Consider the following 17,978-nt stretch of genomic DNA (forward strand, 5'->3'; position numbering starts at 1 on the left):
CTTAAATTGGCTTGGCTATCCCCGCCGAGTTGAATTGCAGATCGTACAGTTTGCGGTAGTAGCCGTTCTCAATCCGCAGCAGTTCCTGGTGGGTACCGCTTTCCATAATCTCGCCATGATCTAAAACGATGATCTTATCGGCATTTTGTATGGTAGATAAGCGATGGGCTATTACAATGGCCGTGCGCCCCTGCATCAGTTTATTAATGGCTGTTTGTATCAGCAATTCGGTTTCGGTATCTACCGATGAAGTGGCCTCATCCAAAACCAATATAGCCGGGTTATAAACCAGCGCGCGAATGAACGAGATCAACTGCGCCTGCCCTGCAGATAGAGTTGCACCACGCTCCATTACGTTATAATCATAACCGCCGGGTAAGCGTTCAATAAATTCATGTGCGCCAACGTCCTTTGCTGCCGCGATGATCTCCTCGCGCGTTATTTCGGTGTTATTGAGGCTGATGTTGTTGCCAATGGTGTCAGTAAACAAAAACACATCTTGTATCACCGTAGCTATTTTGGAACGCAGGTAATCTACCTTGTATTCACGAATGTCGTGCCCATCCACCGTTACTGTACCTTTACCTATATCATAAAAACGGTTGAGGATGTTAATGGTTGATGATTTACCCGCGCCGGTTGCCCCTACCAAAGCCAGCGTTTCGCCGGGCTTAATGTGGAAGTTGATGTTTTTAAGTACCCAGTTCTCATCGTTATACGCAAACCAAACATCTTTAAATTCTATATCGCCTTGTAAGGCCGGCGGAGCAAGTTTGCCATCGTCAGTAGCCACCTCGTCGGTATCCAGCACTTTGAATATCCTGTCGGCTCCTACCATCCCCATTTGCAGCGTGTTGAATTTATCCGCCAGCTGCCTAATAGGGCGAAACAGCATATTCAGCAACACAATAAAACTGGTGATTAGCCCCGGCGTAATGCCGCCTTGAGATGCCGATATGGCATGCATTTGCTGGTCGTTCAGGATCCTTTTGCAGCCGTACCAAACCAGCAGCGCCATACAAACCGCAAACAAAATTTCTACCACCGGGAAAAAGATGGAGTAATACCAGTTAGAACGGATGTTGGCATCGCGATATTTAAGGTTCACAGCCTTAAACTTGCGCATCTCCTGCTCCTCGCGGGAGAAGTACTGGATAATGCTGATCCCGCTGATATGCTCCGCAAGGAAGGTATTCAATTGCGCCACTTGTGTACGCACTTCCTGGAAGGAGGATTTGATAGCTTCCTTAAACACATAGGTAGATGCAAACAAGAACGGCATCGGAATGAGGGTAATGAGCGCCAGTTTCCAGTCCTGCCAAAGCATATATCCAATAACCGCGAACACCAGCAGCATATCGCCCATGATAGAGATCAGCCCCTCAGAAAAAATATCGGCAATAGTTTCCAGATCTGATACCGTACGGGTTATCAGCATGCCGATAGGTGTACGGTCGAAATACTTTAGGCGCAGGCTCGTGATGTGGTTAAAAACATCCTTCCGCAGATCGCGAATTACAGATTGGCCCAAAGAGTTGGTTAAATAAGTTTGGTAATACTGCGCAATGGTTTGGACGATGAGCTGGCCAACCATCAGCTCCACCATAAATACCAGCCCATGGTAGTCATTAGTGAGGATATATTTATCCAGCGTGCGCTGAATAAGGATAGGCTGGATCAAAGCTATAACAGCCAGGAAAATAGTTAAGAAGCCAGCGATCACGAAAACCGACCTGTACGGTGTTACATAATGCATAATGCGCTTAAGCAAATGCCAATCGAAAGCCTTACCGGTAACGCTGCCCCCCCCGCCCCCTGAAGGGGGAGCTTTTGAAGTGGTTTCTTTATTTTCTTTTGCCATCTACCTATCTAAACCAACCCCGATTAAAGGGTATGGATATTTTATCTCTGTTAAATATAATCCACATGCAGGTACGCTGGTGCCCGCCTTGCTGCGATTTTTGCTTTGGATAATATCGTGGATACCCTCGGGCAGCATTTCACCTTTGCCTACCGATAACAGCGTGCCTACAATTGCCCTCACCATATTACGTAAAAAACGGTCGGCAGATATTTTAAATACAATGCCTTTTTCAGTTTGTTCCCATTTCGCTTTTACAATTTTACAATTATTGGTTTTAACCTGCGTATTTGATTTACTGAAACAGCTAAAATCTGAATATTCCATGATAATTGCCGCAGCCTGGTTCATCAGTTCCAGGTTTGGCCTATCGCGCAGCAACCACGAATATCCATGTAAAAACGGGTACTTTTCAAAGTGGATATGATATTCGTAACTGCGTAAAGTGGCATCAAAGCGGGCGTGCGCTTCGGGATAAACGGCGATAATATTCTTAATTGCGATGTCGTGCGGAAGCAGGGCATTGAGGCTTCTTTTGTCCATGGTCCATGGTCGATGGTCTATGGACTCCACATCTATATGCGCAAAATATTCTTTTGCATGTACGCCAGTGTCCGTTCTACCGCAACCAGTCGTTTCTATTGGCTGGCGCAATAAAGTGCTTAATGCTTTGTTCAGTAATTCCTGTACGCTTACGGCGTTTTGCTGTACCTGCCAACCGTGGTATTTGGTACCATCATAAGCGAGTTCGATAAAATAGCGTTGGGTATTTGCCACATGGCAAAGGTAAGTTTTGTAGCGATGTTGCAAGCGTTAAAAATGTTGCAAATGTTTGAATTTATAAGCGGGCTATATCTATTATATTTGCCAGTAGTTTTAATATTACAAACTGTTAAACATTAAACACAAAATGCTACAACGAATACAAAGTATCTATCTCCTGGCCGCTTCCATCGTAATGTTCGGGCTTTTCCTGTTCCCGCTGGCGCACAATATTTATGTAGACGGCAAACTCGTTAATGTAAGCGTAACCGGCGTTTACGAAATAGTTAACGGACAAGACAAACTATTAGAAACTTTTACCGCCCTAACAGTTGCCACCGCTATTATCGGGCTCGTGCCATTGGCCGTTATTTTTATGTATAAAAACCGCAAGAAGCAAATAAATTTCTGCTATATAGCCATACTGGCTTTAATAGGTTACAGCTTCTGGATGGCGCAGACCGTTAAAAAAGTAGTGGGTGCTATTACCCTTGAATATAAGAATATGGGCGTTGGTTTGTTCCTCACTTCACTCAGTATTATCCTTATCATTTTTGCTTTTAAAGCGATACAGAGGGATGAAAAGTTGGTGAAATCGGCAGATAGGTTGAGGTAATTTCGGATTCAAACATATATAACAGAGAAAGCCTCCCAATTGGAAGGCTTTCTCTGTTTACAAAATTTATTAAATCGTAAGTTCTAAAATTATGCTTCTGCCAAACTTTCACCTGTTACCGTTGCTTTTATTTTCACTTCCAGTTCTTCCATCAGTTCCGGGTTATCCAATATCAGTTGTTTAACGGCATCACGGCCCTGGCCAAGGCGGGTATCGCCATAGCTAAACCATGAGCCTGCTTTTTTGATGATATTGTATTCTACACCAAGGTCTATGATCTCACCTGCTTTGGAAATACCTTCACCAAACATGATATCAAACTCAGCAATACGGAATGGAGGGGCCACTTTGTTCTTTACAATTTTCACCTTAACACGGTTACCAGATACCTCGTCACTATCTTTAATTTGTGATATACGGCGTACATCCAAACGTACCGAAGCGTAGAATTTTAAGGCGTTACCACCGGTAGTAGTCTCGGGGTTACCAAACATCACACCAATTTTATCGCGCAACTGGTTGATGAAAATGCAGCAGCACCCTGTTTTGCTAATGGTACCGGTTAGCTTACGCAATGCCTGCGACATTAACCTTGCATGTAAACCCATTTTAGAATCGCCCATTTCGCCTTCAATTTCGGCTTTGGGTACTAATGCGGCAACAGAGTCAATTACTAATATATCGATGGCACCCGAACGAATCAGGTTATCGGCAATTTCAAGCGCTTGCTCACCATTATCCGGTTGAGAGATCAGCAGGTTCTCTACGTCTACACCCAGCTTTTTAGCATAAAACCTATCAAAGGCGTGCTCCGCATCAATAAAAGCCGCGATGCCACCCTTCTTTTGCGATTCGGCAATGGCATGTATGGCCAGGGTAGTTTTACCTGACGATTCCGGGCCGTATATTTCTATTACCCTGCCTTTTGGCAAACCACCTACACCCAAAGCGATATCAAGACCCAGCGAACCGGTTGATATTACTTCTGTTGGCTCAATGGCTTGTTCGCCCAACTTCATGATAGTGCCTTTCCCGTAAGATTTTTCCAGCTTATCAAGGGTAAGCTGCAGTGCCTTCATTTTATCTGTATTGCTCATCTCTATTTTTTTCGTGAAACAAATGTAAATAACATATTTATTATTTGCTAATTTTTTTAGTAATTATTTTAATTGTGAAATCGCCTTATTATCAAGGAGTGGCGGATGAAGTTAACTAACCAGCGACTACTAATCAAATATCTTTATCAACACTACGCTTCACCAACTCCTTCACTATCGCCTTCTGCACTTTCTTCTTTTTAGCATCTTTTGCCTTTCGGAATTTTAAAGCCTCGGCTTTTAAAAGCGCCGTTTCGGTGTTTTGCTGCGCGTAATATTTGCAGAACCAGGTAAGCGGACAAATCTCGCATTTAGGTGTGCGGGCCACGCAAATGTAGCGCCCGTGCAATATCAGCCAGTGATGCGCTATGGCCAGTGTATTTTCGGGCAGGTTTTTCACCAGCTGCTTTTCAACTGCTAAGGGCGTACTGGCACGCACAAGCCCCAACCGGTTGGCAACCCTAAAAACGTGGGTATCCACGGCAATAGCAGGGGCATCAAAAACTACCGAAGCAATTACATTAGCTGTTTTGCGACCAACGCCGGGCATTTTCTGCAGGTCGTCCAGATCAGAAGGCACCTCGCCGCCGAAAACTTCCGTCAGCATTTTGCCCATGCCTGCCAGGTGCTTAGCCTTATTATTAGGGTAACTCACACTGCGGATGTAGGTGAAGATCTCGTCGGCATCAGAAGCAGCCAAAGCGGCAGCATCCGGGAAACGTTCAAAAAGCGCGGGGGTAACCTGGTTGATGCGTTTATCGGTACACTGAGCCGATAAGATCACGGCTACCAACAATTGGTATGGGCTGTTATAATGCAATTCGGTAACTGCATTGGGCTGATTCTTGGAAAAATATTCAACGAAGTGGCGGTAGCGTTCGGCTTTTAGCATGTTAGTTCATTGGTTCGCTGGTTCATTAGTTCATTGGGTTGAACCGGCGATTACTTATGCAATTATATTAAACTCTGCACCAATGAACAACTGAACTAATGAACAATTGAACCAAAATAGAAAGGTTCATAAATCAAACGATCGGCCTTGCCAAAAGTATGATCTATGAACCAGTTTCGGGGGTGCGTAGTACTTAACGTAAACTCTTTGAGTAATCAAGTATCTGGTGGATGGTTTGCAATTTTGGCTTCTTTTTCAGAAGATCCAATTCGGCATGGATAGAGTGATAGAATATCACTGAGTCCGCATCCAGATTTTCAAGTGTTCCTGACTCTTTCATCTGAGTTTTGTTAGTGACCGCGTAGAAATTTGTTGTAAAGGTTTCACCCATAAGCTATCTTTTTGTTTAGATAAATAACGATGGTTAAAGACGAATATTTTATGAAGATGAAAATTAAATGAAATTTTTTTCACTTACTTAACCCGCTGATAATGTTTGCCTAAGCACACAGTCATTGTGTTTAACCGACACGTTTATTTTGTGCATTTTTATAACGCATTTGCGGAAAGGAAAATTGTAATTTAAGTGAAAAGAAAATTAAAAAGCGGAATTTATGGATAAACGCGATGTCGTTTTCGGCTAAAGCCACGTCAATCATTTTATTATTCCGGCCCATAAATGGGGCGCAATAATTGAAAAGAGTAAAATCGAATATAAGCATAATTGCCGTTGGCTTCAGCCAACGGACACCAAAAGGCACGAAAAAGGCTTTAGCCGAATAATCGACCAAAGCCTCAATATTTTCCAATTTTAACCCCTAATCAACCAGCGGCTAAACTAATTTTTCAAACTCAGTTCTTTCGTCTGCATCATTTTGCGCAGATTGTTCAATGCGTAGCGCATTCGGCCAAGGGCGGTATTGATGCTCACATCGGTAACGTCGGCAATTTCTTTAAAGCTCATATCGCCAAAGTGGCGCATAATTAATACTTCCTTTTGCTCAGAGGGCAGCAGTTGTATCAACGATTTTAAGTCTTTATGGGTTTGCTCGCGTACCAGCCGGTCTTCCGCGCTTTCATCGTAATTGCCCAGTACTTCAAAAATATCAAAGTCGTCGCCGTTGCTAACCATAGGCGCGCGTTTTTCACGACGGAAATGGTCTATCACCAGGTTATGCCCAATACGGGTTACCCATGGCAAAAACTTGCCCTCCTCGTTATACTTGCCGGCTTTTAGCGTATTAATTACCTTAATAAACGTATCCTGGAAAATATCTTCGGCCAAAGCTTCGTCTTTAACGAGCAGGTAAATAGAAGTGTAAATTTTTGATTGGTACCTCCGGATGAGCTCAACAAGTCCTGCTTCGTCACCGGCGATATATAGATGGATTAGATCCTGATCACTTTTCAATTGAAAATCCATAGAAAGCTACTAATAAACTAAATTAATTTTTTTGTCGTTATTAAAAGTAGAGTTCTGTCTATAGCGTTTCTTTTAGGGGTTAAAAAATGTTACCCTCAAATATAATAATCTTCAAAATAAAAACAAATATTTTTTAGAGAGGGCATTGTCATGCCTGCATCATAAAGTTTACATGTCAGTATATTGCAAGTATTCATTTATTCTTCCTACTATTCCTAAACCGGCTTGCAAAAAGCTAAATATTTTAGGATTTTTGCGGCAGAGCGGGTTATGGTTGATAGACCATGGTTCATAACTCTACAAAATAAATATCAGTTAATGGATTGGTTATTTAGCGTTTAGACTAAGGAATTAAATAAGGGTTTAGCCCGATAACTATTAAATTTCCGGAAGCATTCGCCATGAACTATGGTCCATCAACCATCAACTAAAAGAATGATCAAAGAAGCCGAAAAAGATCCGCAGAAACATATCATCATCAAAGGCGCACGGGTGCACAACCTCAAAAATATGGATGTGGCCATCCCCAAAAACAAGCTGGTGGTTATCACCGGCATGTCGGGCTCGGGCAAATCATCGCTCGCCTTTGATACCCTTTATGCCGAAGGACAGCGCAGGTATGTAGAAAGCCTGAGCAGTTATGCGCGCCAGTTTTTGGGCCGGATGAACAAACCGGATGTAGACTATATTAAAGGTATAGCCCCGGCTATAGCCATTGAGCAGAAAGTAATTACCAGTAATCCGCGCTCTACCGTGGGTACCAGTACCGAGATCTATGATTATCTCAAACTACTGTTCTCGCGCATAGGCAAAACCATATCGCCGGTATCGGGCGGTATAGTAAAAAAGGACAGCGTTACCGATGTGATCAACTTTATTATGGGTTTGCCTTTGGATACACAGGTAACCATCCTATGCCCACTGCACCCTCATAATAACCGCAGCCTTAAAGAAGAGCTTGCCGTGCTGATGCAAAAGGGGTTTATCCGCGTGGAGATAAACGGTGTAATGAACCGTATTGAAGCTTTATTAGAGGATGAAAGTCTGAACGCGAATTTATTGGCAGAAACCATTGACGAAATAGTGGCCGACGGGCCTAAGGCGAAAGCCAAGACCAAAAAACAAAAGGCAGAGGAAGCTATCCAGGCCGAAATTGACAGCCAGAATGCCGAAAGCCAGGTAACCGCCCACAACACGCAACTCTCCACTCATCAATTGCCGGTGCGCATCGTTATCGACCGGATCACCAGGAACGACGAGGAAGAAACCGTAAGCCGCCTGGGCGACAGTATCCAAACCGCGTTCTTTGAAGGTAAGGGCGATTGCTATGTGCGTTACCGCGAGCCTGAAAGCGATGTAGAGAACGAGCGCTTTTTTTGCGACCGTTTTGAACTGGACGATATTCGCTTTGAAGAACCCTCTCCAAACTTCTTTAGCTTTAACAACCCTTATGGGGCCTGCAAACGCTGCGAGGGGTATGGTAAGGTTATTGGTATAGACGAGGACCTCGTTATCCCCGATAAAAGTAAAACCGTATACGAAGGTGCTATTGCCCCCTGGCGCGGTGAAAAAATGCGCGAATGGAACGACAAGCTGGTAAAAAGCTCGCTGAAATTCGACTTCCCCATCCATCGCCAATACAACCAGCTTACCGAAGAGCAGCAGCAATTATTATGGACCGGTAACCAATATTTCCGCGGACTGAACGAGTTCTTTAAGGAAATGGAGGAGCAAACTTATAAGATACAGTACAGAGTTCTGCTGTCGAGATACCGGGGTAAAACCACCTGCCCGGAGTGTAAAGGCAGCCGTTTGCGCAAAGATGCGTCTTATGTTAAGGTAGATGGCAAATCCATTACCGACGTGGTGCTGATGCCTTTGGATACCGCGCTGACTTTCTTCAGCAGCTTAAACCTGAGCCCTACCGATGTTAAAATAGGGAAACGCTTATTGTTAGAAATAGTGAACCGCCTTCAGTTTTTAAATGATGTAGGGCTGAGTTATTTAACGCTTAACCGCTTGTCAAACACGCTATCCGGCGGAGAGTCGCAGCGTATCAACCTGGCAACCTCGTTGGGGAGTAGCCTGGTTGGTTCGATTTATGTACTGGATGAGCCAAGCATTGGCTTGCACCCACGTGATACACAACGTTTGGTTGGGGTATTAAAATCTCTGCGCGATGTAGGAAACACCGTTTTGGTGGTGGAGCACGAGGAAGAGATCATGAAAGCTGCCGACCATATCATCGATATCGGCCCCGAAGCTGGTACGCATGGCGGTAACCTTATCTTCACCGGCACTTACGAGCAAATTATTGTAGACGATAACAGCCTTACCGGTAAATACCTAAGCGGCCGCGAATCCATCGCTATTCCAGCTCAGCGCCGTAAATGGAACGATTATATTGAAATAAAAGGCGCGCGCGAAAACAACCTGAATAACGTGGATGCCAAATTCCCGCTGGGGGTACTTACCGTGGTTACGGGTGTATCCGGCTCGGGTAAAACCAGTTTGGTGAAACGTGTGCTTGCCCCTGCCCTGCAGAAAATATTGGGGAACTATAACGGCGAACAAACCGGCAGCTTCGACAGCATTGAGGGCGATTACGCCAAAATAGAACAGGTGGAACTGGTGGATCAAAACCCAATTGGCCGCTCATCTCGCTCTAACCCGGTTACCTATGTTAAAGCATGGGACGAGATTCGCAACCTATATGCAGCCCTACCGGTCGCTAAAGCAGCGGGATTAAAACCATCGGCATTCAGCTTTAATGTAGAGGGTGGCCGCTGCGATGTTTGCCAGGGCGAAGGCGAGGTGAAGATAGAGATGCAGTTTATGGCCGATATCTTTTTAACCTGCGAAGCCTGCGCCGGTAAACGCTTTAAACAGCATATACTGGATGTTACTTACAATGAAAAGAATGTATCTGAGGTGTTGGAGCTCACCATCGACGAAGCTTTGGAGTTCTTCAACAAAGAGCCTAAAATATTAGCCAAAATAAAACCATTAGTTGATGTTGGCTTGGGCTATGTGCAATTAGGCCAATCCAGCAATACTTTATCCGGCGGTGAAGCACAGCGTATTAAGCTGGCGTCTTTCCTGGTGAAGGGTAACAACACGCATAAAACGCTCTTTATTTTTGATGAGCCTACAACCGGGCTGCACTTTGCTGATATTAAAAAGCTGCTAAAATCATTCGACGCCCTGTTAGACCATGGCAATACCATTATTGTGATTGAACACAATATGGATGTGATAAAATGTGCCGATTGGGTCGTTGATATCGGTCCCGGAGGTGGTAACCGTGGCGGTAATGTAGTATTTGAAGGCGTTCCGGAGAATCTGATCAAAAAGGCTGATAGTTTTACCGGGGAATTTTTGAAGGAGAGGTTTTAGCCCCCCAGCCCACTGAAGGGGAGCAAAATTTTTGATAGCGATGGGGCAACCTGTCGCTATTTTTGTTTAATCACCACCTCCGCCGCATCCGCTGCAACCCGAGGAAGAGCATCCTGAACAGCCACTTCCGCAACCGCTGTGTACGCCATCGCCGCTGTGCCCGCCGTCGTGGCCTCCATGATGCGACGAGTCCATATCTCCACCACATCCGGCGGTACTGCAACCGCTGCCGCTGTTATCATTATTGTTCTTCCCTCTATTGGGGTTTGATTTCCATCTACGAACGTCGATAGCAACAAGTATTACTGCCCCTACCGCAATTAATGATGCCCAATAATCACCATCCGCCTGGATAAATACTGTGCAGGCAACAACCAGCATCAATAAGGTAAGCAACGCTACCGATAGCCGCGGCTTTTTAATCACCCAGTTGCGGCTCAGGTTCACCCGCCGAAAGTTGATATCTGAAAAGCGCTCATCGTTATCATGCCAGATATCCACTGGTGGCGCTATTCCAAATTTATCACGATAAAGCTTTTGCGATGTATTGTAGAACCCATCAAATTTATCCGCTTCTTTTACACCGCCTTTAGTTGGGTTGTGATGTATCTGTTTGCCGATAGTATCCCTGCACAGATCCACCCAGTACGAGCGGGTAAAGGTTAAATGCAGGTGCCATGCCTGGTCTACCGGGTCGGACGGGGTTACGCCCGTGTTGCTGATGCAGCACATAAAAATAAACTTTTTGTACTCGGCTATCACGCGGTGCGAGTACTCCAAACTCCAGCCGTTCTCCCTGGCCAGCCTGGCAGAAAATTGAAAGCCCGCATCCGGGTCATCAAGCCGGAACGCTTCAATTTTTTGCCATAATGTAATTTCTTCTTTCATCATTGTTGTATGTATAAATTAGCTAAAGCTAACGAGAAAGAAGATAACTAAAGTGTATTTAGTGTTAAGTAATTATTATTTATTTGGTTGTTAATATTAACACCAACTACATCTCTGGACAAGCAATAAAATGTCGTAAAAAACGCGAACTTATTTAGTCTTAATCATAATCGTCCCGCTCGTTACTTTTTCTTATAGGGAAACGGCAACTTCACCCGTATATCATTATCCTCGCCAGTTTTGTTAGTGTATTTTACTGCTTTCATCACACGCAGGGCTTCTTCATCGCAACCGTACCCCAGGCTTTTAATTACTTCCACATTTTTAGTGTTACCATCTTTATCTATCGTGAGTTGCACGGTTACAAAGCCGGTAATGTTATTCTCTTTCGCTTTGTCGGGGTAATTTAATTGGGCATAAATAGCTGCGGTACCGCCTACGGCTTCCACCGGCGATTCATGGCGCTCTTCCTGCACATAATACATACTGGCAGGGTTTGGTTTTTCGGCGGTTGGCACATGATAATCAATATTCCAGGTTTTAACGTAAAGCGCTAATGGCGGCAAGCCTATCTTTGCCCGGCGGATGTCTACATTTGGCTCATCCTCTATCGGGTATATTTTAACGCCATCCTTTGTCTCGTGCATTTGCGAGCCATACACCTGTTTTTCGCCCCTCCCCATTTTCACCCTATCGATCAATATCGCAAGCGATGTAGCACGAAATTCTCCTTTATTGGCGGCCCCCGTTAATAAAGGCAGATATTTCTCTTGCGCTTCCTGGTCGTTATGCTGTATCACCATAAAAGCTACCGACTGGTACTTCTCTCCCACCATGGTTTTACCGGGATAGCCGTATTGGGCAAATATCTTTTCTATTTTAGCCAGGTTGGCCCTATCCGCGACAGCTTGCTTATCCATGTTAGCCTTATCTAATTCCGGATTGTTCTTGCCGGCTTCCTGCATGGCCTTGCTGCGGTATTGCTGGTCGGATTGGTAAATGGTATCTAATTGGGCAATGAGTTTCTTGTTGGTTTGTGCCAGCAGGTTATTTGTAAATAGTAGCACAAAAGCGATAAATGCAAAAAGTTGGTAGAATTTCATTTATGTAGATAGGTGTGTTTTAGTTTAGATATCTGTGCTTTTTTAAAGTTACAACGAATTCTCAACAAAAAAGCCTCCCCAATTGGGAAGGCTTAAGTTTTATAAATTCGAAATTGAAAATTCGAAATTAAGAGGCCATTTGCCTGCGGATGATGTTTAGGGCACCGCCTGCTTTAAACCACTCAATTTGTTGTGCATTGTAGGTATGGTTAACCTGGAAGCTTTCGCTGGTGCCGTCTGCATGGTGCAATACCACGGTTAACTGGTGGCCCGGAGCGAAGGTGGTTAAACCTACGATGTCGAAAGTATCATCTTCCAAAATTTTGTCGTAGTCGTTGCTATCGGCGAAAGTGATACCCAACATGCCTTGTTTCTTCAGATTAGTTTCGTGGATACGGGCGAATGATTTCACCAATATAACCCGTACACCTAAGTGGCGTGGTTCCATCGCAGCGTGCTCGCGTGATGAGCCTTCGCCGTAGTTCTCGTCGCCTACTACTATACTGCCTATACCATTTGCTTTATAATCCCGCTGGGTAGCAGGTACAGGGCCGTATTCGCCTGTAAGTGCATTCTTAACGCTATCAGCATTCAGGTTAAAATAGTTGATAGCACCGATAAGCATATTGTTTGATATGTTATCAAGGTGGCCGCGGAATTTCAACCACGGGCCAGCCATCGAAATATGATCGGTAGTACATTTACCTTTTGCTTTGATCAGCAGCTTTAAGCCTGCAATGTCAGTACCTTCCCATGCAGAGAATGGATCAAGCAATTGCAAACGTGCAGAAGTTGGGCTAACCTTTACTTCTACCATGCTGCCGTCTTCGGCTGGTGCCTGGTACCCGGCATCTTCTACCGCGTAACCACGTACCGGCATTTCTATACCCAGTGGTTCATCCAGCATCACCTGTTCGCCGTCCTTATTAGTTAGGGTATCGGTAAGCGGGTTAAAGGTTAAATCACCGGCAATAACCATGGCGGTTACAATTTCTGGTGAAGCAACAAACGCGTGTGTGTTTGGGTTACCGTCCTGGCGTTTTGCAAAGTTACGGTTAAACGATGTGATGATAGAGTTTCTGCGTGTAGGATCGTCTGTATGACGTGCCCATTGACCGATACACGGACCGCAGGCATTTGCCAATACGACGCCGCCCATGATCTCAAAAGTACCTAAGTAACCATCGCGCTCAACAGTGTAACGTACCAATTCCGACCCCGGAGTGATGGTAAATTCCGCCTTAGTTTGCAGGTTTTTATCAATAGCCTGTTTGGCGATAGAAGCCGAACGGGTAATATCCTCGTACGATGAGTTGGTACAAGAACCTATCAAACCAACTTCTAATTCAACCGGCCAGTTGTTCTCGCGAACAGCGGTAGCGAATTTAGAGATAGGCCATGCCAGATCCGGTGTGAAAGGGCCGTTAATATGTGGCTCCAGATCTGATAAGTTGATCTCGATAACCTGGTCGAAGTATTCGGTTGGGTTAGCGTAAACCTCATCATCACCGGTTAAGTGTTCGGCAACGGCGTTGGCCAGTTCGGCAACTTCTGCACGTGAAGTACCACTTAAATAAGTCGCGATCTTTTCGTCGTAACCGAAGATAGAGGTAGTTGCACCAATTTCGGCACCCATGTTACAGATGGTACCTTTACCGGTAGCAGAAAGAGAACGTGCACCTTCGCCAAAATATTCAACAATAGCACCGGTACCACCTTTTACGGTAAGGATACCTGCAACTTTTAAAATAACGTCTTTAGCGGAAGCCCAGCCAGATAATTTACCGGTTAACTTAACACCGATGAGTTTAGGGAATTTTAGCTCCCATGGCAAACCTGCCATTACATCGCAGGCATCGGCACCGCCAACACCAATGGCAACCATGCCCAAACCACCTGCGTTAGGTGTGTGTGAGTCGGTACCTATCATCATACCACCCGGGAAAGCGTAGTTTTCTAACACAACCTGGTGAATGATACCCGCACCGGCTTTCCAGAAACCGATACCATATTTATCAGATACAGATGAAAGGAAATCGTAAACTTCTTTATTGATATCAACAGCGGTGCTCAGATCTTCAACAGCGCCAACTTTTGCCTGTATCAAGTGATCGCAATGCACGGTTGATGGTACAGCAACCTGCGGGCGGCCAGCTTGCATAAACTGCAAAAGGGCCATCTGCGCCGTAGCATCCTGCATAGCTACGCGGTCTGGTGCAAAATCAACGTAGTCGGTACCGCGTTCAAAAGCTTTTTTAGCATCGCCTTCGGAAAGGTGAGCGTATAATATTTTTTCTGTAAGAGTAAGATGTTTACCGGTCGCGGTACGTGCAGCCGCAATACGGGTGCTGTAGCGATCATAAACTTTTTTGATCATGTCTAAATCAAAAGCCATAATGTTTGATTTTTTTAGTGGTAAAACGAGATAACCACGCGTTTCCGCTGGTTAGCGGCGAATTTACAAATTATAAACTTTATTCACAGTCAAGCCATTGTACAAATGTTATTTAGATGCGATATAAATAAGAACCCTCATTCATCAATAATATCGGGCTAAATATTAGCAAATAAAAATGACCCGTTCTGAAAAAGTGTAAACCCTTCAATTTATTCAAGCAATTGATTATCAATAATTTAATAAGTTAACATATTGAAAAGTGTAAACTTTTGTAAACTTTTTTACAAACCCGCTTGTAACAACAAGATGTAATGCAAAGGGTACTCCGTAAAACTTTTACTGTTTACTCACCTTAATGATCTTATCATTAGTGCCATTACTTGTAATAATATAAACATCTCCCTGTGGCGAAATGGCTACGTCGCGCATACGGCCGTAAGTACTTTTGTAAAAGGTATTCACTACCTCCACTTTATCACCGGCAGTGTTTAGTTTAAGTTGCAACAATTCCGAATCTTTCAGCACGGCAAGCAGCAATGAGTTTTTCCATTGCGGTTTAGCGTCGTTGTTATTAGTAATCGATGCCTTATGGTCTTTTAATTGATCAACCAGGCGTAAAACGTTTTAAAAGATGCTTTCCACTGCGCTTCGTTATGCTTGCCGCCTTTTATAACCAGGGGAGCAGGCACATTTTTTAGTTTAAACCCTTTTTTAATTAATATCGAATCCATCTTGTTCACATAATCAACTTCATCCTCTTCCTTATCACCGCAGGATAGAAAATACTTTTGTTTGGTGTTCATCTTTGTGTCTTCTACCAACTTGTAAAGTTGTGGCGCTATCCAAAACGACGGCGAGAAAACACCAGCTGTCCCAAATACATCCGGATATTTTACCGCAGCGTACATCGAGATCAGCCCTCCCATAGAACTACCTGCTATCGCGGTGTGTTTGGCTTCCTTTTTTGTGCGATATACACTGTCGATATATGGTTTAAGCGTTTTCACAATAAAATCTGCATAGGCGTCGCCTTCGGGTTTGGCGTACTTACTTTCGTACGCGTTGTATTCGGCCATGCGGTATTTGCCGCTATTATCTATCCCAACTATAATTGCTTGTTTATTTACCGGAAAAGTTTTCGCGGTAGAATCTACCAGCCAGCTCCCGGCAAAACTGGTATTGCCGGTAAAGATGTTCTGCCCGTCGTGCATGTACAAAACCGGATATTTCTTGTTGGAAGTGGCATAGCCTGCCGGCAGATAGATCCTGATGGTGCGCTCTCTGCCCAGTTGCGGCATTTTTATACTGCTTACAATAATACGCGGGGTATCTGACGCGGTACTACTTTGTGCCCGAACATTTTGGATGGCGAAAACGAAAAACACCCCTAATATCTGTAATAATAATTTCCTGTACATCCCGAAAGGTAGAAAATATCGGCCGTTATACAAATCAAAAGTATTCTTTCAGGGCATCAAGGCACCAAATGTATACCCCTGCTTACTCCAGTACTCCATCGCCCTCGGCAACACATATTGCATCCTGTCGAAGGCTTTTAAACTATCATGAAACACGATAATAGAGCCGGCTTCGGTATGTTTAATCACCTTTTTAAGGCATGCTTCGGGTTCAAGCGCGGTATCAAAATCGCCGCTCAGCACATCCCACATCATAATTTTCAAATCGGGGCGCGCCTGCTTCAGCAATTTTATCTGTGCCCTCTTTATCCGCCCATACGGCGGACGGAAGAGACTGGACGCTACTAATTTATCGGCCTGCAAAAAATTATCCAGGTAGGTCTCATTGCCAGTATCCCATCCTTTTAAATGATTGTAGGTGTGGTTCCCAATGGCGTGCCCGGCGTTTTTTACCTCATTAAATACATCCGGGTGTTTGTCAATATTATCGCCGATGCAAAAAAAAGTTGCTTTTGCATTGTACTGTTTTAAAATATTTAACACAAATGGTGTAACAATGGGTATAGGGCCGTCGTCAAAAGTCAAATAAATACAGCGGGCACCGGGCCCGGCATCCCATATTAGGTTAGGATATAACCATTTAAGGAGCCGGGGAGTTTTTACGAGGTACATGCGCACAAGAGGTTAGATCTTAACATATTTTAACACAACAAAAAAGGCTTGCAAAGTAATAGCATTACTTATAATTGTATACCAATATTATGAAACTAAAATTACCAATCACAAAAGTAACTATTGCTTGCCTCATATTAATTGCTGCCACCAACATAACTGCCAACGCACAGGAAGTTATCACCCTGCAAAAAGCGGTAGAACGCGCGCTTGAACGTAACCTTACTATAAAACAGGCCCAGTATAACGAAGCGCTTAGCGTTGCAGATTATGAACAAAGCAGAAACAATAGGCTGCCGGCCGTTAGTGCCAGCCCGCGTGCTTACTATAACTTTGGCCGTAGCGCTGATCCGTCAACAAATCAATTCGTTAACCAGCGTATTTTTGCAATAGATGGCGGCGTTAATGCGCAAGTAACTCTTTTCCAGGGATTCCAACTGCGCAATCAAATTATTCAAAACCGTATTTTGGTTGATGTTGATAAAAGCAACACCGCTAAAATAAAGAATGACCTGGTGTTAAACGTAGTTACGCAATATTTAGCCATATTAACCAATCAGGATTTAGTTACTGCCGCCAAACAACAGATAGATATATCTAAAATAGCTTTAGACCGCGCGCAAAAGAATTTTGATGTAGGCAACCAAACTCTTGCCGACCTATCGCAAGCTAAAGCACAGCGATCTACTGCCGAGCTTAATTTAACCACGGCACAAAACCAGTTAGATATTTCGTTATTGGTGCTAAAGCAATACATGGAGATGAACCCGCTGGAAGAGATCACAGTTGAGAAACCGGATATCAGCAAACTTGGCGATGTACGTACTGCTTATGACGGCGCGAGCGTAATAAAAACTGCGTTGGAAATTAACCCTGATGTAAAACTTGCCGAAACCAGGGAACGGGTATCGCAGCAAGCCATAAAAACAGCCATGGGAGCCTACTATCCAAGCGTTGTGCTTTTCGGTTCGGCAAATTCATTTTACTCTGATGCGCGTACCATTAATGGGGCCAATTACCCCTTTGTAGATCAGTTCAAAGATAACTTTAACCAGTCGGTAGGTATTTCTTTACAGATACCGATTTTTAACCGGTTTACAACCCGCACATCGGTACGCAAAGCACGCATCAACTTTTTAAATGCACAGGTAAATACGCAACTGTCAAAAAACAACCTCAGTAAAATAATTATACAAGCAGTATTAGATGTGCAGGCCGCCAACAAGAAGCTGCAAAGTACCGAGCAAGCGTACCAGGCCAATAAAGAAGCCTTTAATGTAATACAGCAACGGTACAATGTAGGGCTGGTAAACTCGCTCGATTACAACACATCGTTAACCAACCTGAATAAATCCCAGTTCGACCTGATCCAGGCACGTTACGAGGTAATATTTAGAAGTAAGGTAATTGATTATTATCTTGGTAACCCTATAACACTCTAAACTTTAAATA

General features: G+C 44.1%; 15 protein-coding genes. 3 read left to right on the forward strand and 12 right to left on the reverse strand.

Annotated features, from left to right (window positions below):
* Position 1: 1 nt before the first annotated feature.
* Both EPL05_RS04400 and truA read right to left on the reverse strand, forming a co-directional pair.
* Entirely contained in the window at positions 2-1,756 is a 1,755-nt protein-coding gene (locus EPL05_RS04400; RefSeq protein WP_243837228.1) for an ABC transporter ATP-binding protein, read from the reverse strand.
* Between the two features lie 105 nt (positions 1,757-1,861).
* Positions 1,862-2,638 (reverse strand): tRNA pseudouridine(38-40) synthase TruA, encoded by a 777-nt coding sequence (gene truA / locus EPL05_RS04405; protein WP_128532485.1) that lies wholly within the window; start codon positions 2,636-2,638, stop codon positions 1,862-1,864.
* A gap of 133 nt (positions 2,639-2,771) precedes the next feature.
* On the opposite strand from truA, the gene EPL05_RS04410 reads away from it, so the two are divergent.
* Positions 2,772-3,239: a DUF4293 domain-containing protein gene (locus EPL05_RS04410; RefSeq protein WP_128532486.1), complete on the forward strand. Its 468-nt coding sequence runs from the start codon at positions 2,772-2,774 to the stop codon at positions 3,237-3,239.
* 89 nt (positions 3,240-3,328) lie between these two features.
* Here EPL05_RS04410 and recA read toward each other — a convergent pair whose 3' ends face one another.
* The 4 genes from recA to EPL05_RS04430 all read right to left on the reverse strand — a co-directional run bounded on the left by recA (position 3,329) and on the right by EPL05_RS04430 (position 6,651).
* Entirely contained in the window at positions 3,329-4,336 is a 1,008-nt protein-coding gene (gene recA / locus EPL05_RS04415) for a recombinase RecA (protein ID WP_128532488.1), read from the reverse strand.
* 133 nt (positions 4,337-4,469) lie between these two features.
* Positions 4,470-5,228 (reverse strand): endonuclease III, encoded by a 759-nt coding sequence (gene nth, locus EPL05_RS04420; RefSeq protein ID WP_128532490.1) that lies wholly within the window; start codon positions 5,226-5,228, stop codon positions 4,470-4,472.
* Between the two features lie 521 nt (positions 5,229-5,749).
* A complete protein-coding gene (locus EPL05_RS04425; RefSeq protein WP_128532492.1) occupies positions 5,750-6,037 on the reverse strand; it encodes a hypothetical protein in 288 nt (95 codons plus the stop codon).
* Between the two features lie 29 nt (positions 6,038-6,066).
* Positions 6,067-6,651 carry an RNA polymerase sigma factor gene (locus EPL05_RS04430; protein WP_128532494.1) on the reverse strand — a complete coding sequence of 195 codons (585 nt, stop codon included), beginning with the start codon at positions 6,649-6,651 and terminating at the stop codon, positions 6,067-6,069.
* Between the two features lie 435 nt (positions 6,652-7,086).
* Here EPL05_RS04430 and uvrA point away from each other — a divergent pair, with 435 nt between their 5' ends.
* Positions 7,087-10,047, forward strand: a complete 2,961-nt coding sequence (gene uvrA / locus EPL05_RS04440; protein ID WP_243837212.1) for an excinuclease ABC subunit UvrA — start codon at positions 7,087-7,089, stop codon at positions 10,045-10,047.
* A 66-nt stretch (positions 10,048-10,113) separates the two neighbouring features.
* On the opposite strand, the gene EPL05_RS24175 is transcribed toward uvrA, so the two are convergent.
* From EPL05_RS24175 to EPL05_RS04470, 6 genes are all read right to left on the reverse strand, one after another.
* Positions 10,114-10,938, reverse strand: coding sequence for a glycine-rich domain-containing protein (locus EPL05_RS24175; RefSeq protein ID WP_208394673.1), 825 nt, complete (start codon positions 10,936-10,938; stop codon positions 10,114-10,116).
* 179 nt (positions 10,939-11,117) lie between these two features.
* Positions 11,118-12,038, reverse strand: coding sequence for an energy transducer TonB (locus tag EPL05_RS04450; RefSeq protein ID WP_128532496.1), 921 nt, complete (start codon positions 12,036-12,038; stop codon positions 11,118-11,120).
* Positions 12,039-12,165: 127 nt separating this feature from the next.
* A complete protein-coding gene (locus EPL05_RS04455) occupies positions 12,166-14,433 on the reverse strand; it encodes an aconitate hydratase (protein ID WP_128532498.1) in 2,268 nt (755 codons plus the stop codon).
* Between the two features lie 339 nt (positions 14,434-14,772).
* On the reverse strand, positions 14,773-15,048 hold the full coding sequence (locus EPL05_RS04460; protein ID WP_128532500.1) for a PQQ-dependent sugar dehydrogenase: 276 nt from the start codon (positions 15,046-15,048) through the stop codon (positions 14,773-14,775).
* Positions 15,033-15,854, reverse strand: a complete 822-nt coding sequence (locus EPL05_RS04465; protein ID WP_128532502.1) for an alpha/beta hydrolase — start codon at positions 15,852-15,854, stop codon at positions 15,033-15,035. Before EPL05_RS04465 ends, EPL05_RS04460 begins: the two co-directional genes overlap by 16 nt.
* Positions 15,855-15,902: 48 nt before the next feature.
* Complete coding sequence (locus tag EPL05_RS04470; protein ID WP_128532504.1) at positions 15,903-16,526, reverse strand: polysaccharide deacetylase family protein; 624 nt, start codon at positions 16,524-16,526, stop codon at positions 15,903-15,905.
* An 89-nt stretch (positions 16,527-16,615) separates the two neighbouring features.
* Between EPL05_RS04470 and EPL05_RS04475 the strand changes: the two genes are divergently transcribed.
* Positions 16,616-17,968, forward strand: coding sequence for a TolC family protein (locus EPL05_RS04475; protein WP_128532506.1), 1,353 nt, complete (start codon positions 16,616-16,618; stop codon positions 17,966-17,968).
* Positions 17,969-17,978: the final 10 nt, after the last annotated feature.

It is taken from the genome of Mucilaginibacter gilvus, from assembly GCF_004054195.1.
GTDB classification, from domain to species: domain Bacteria; phylum Bacteroidota; class Bacteroidia; order Sphingobacteriales; family Sphingobacteriaceae; genus Mucilaginibacter; species Mucilaginibacter gilvus.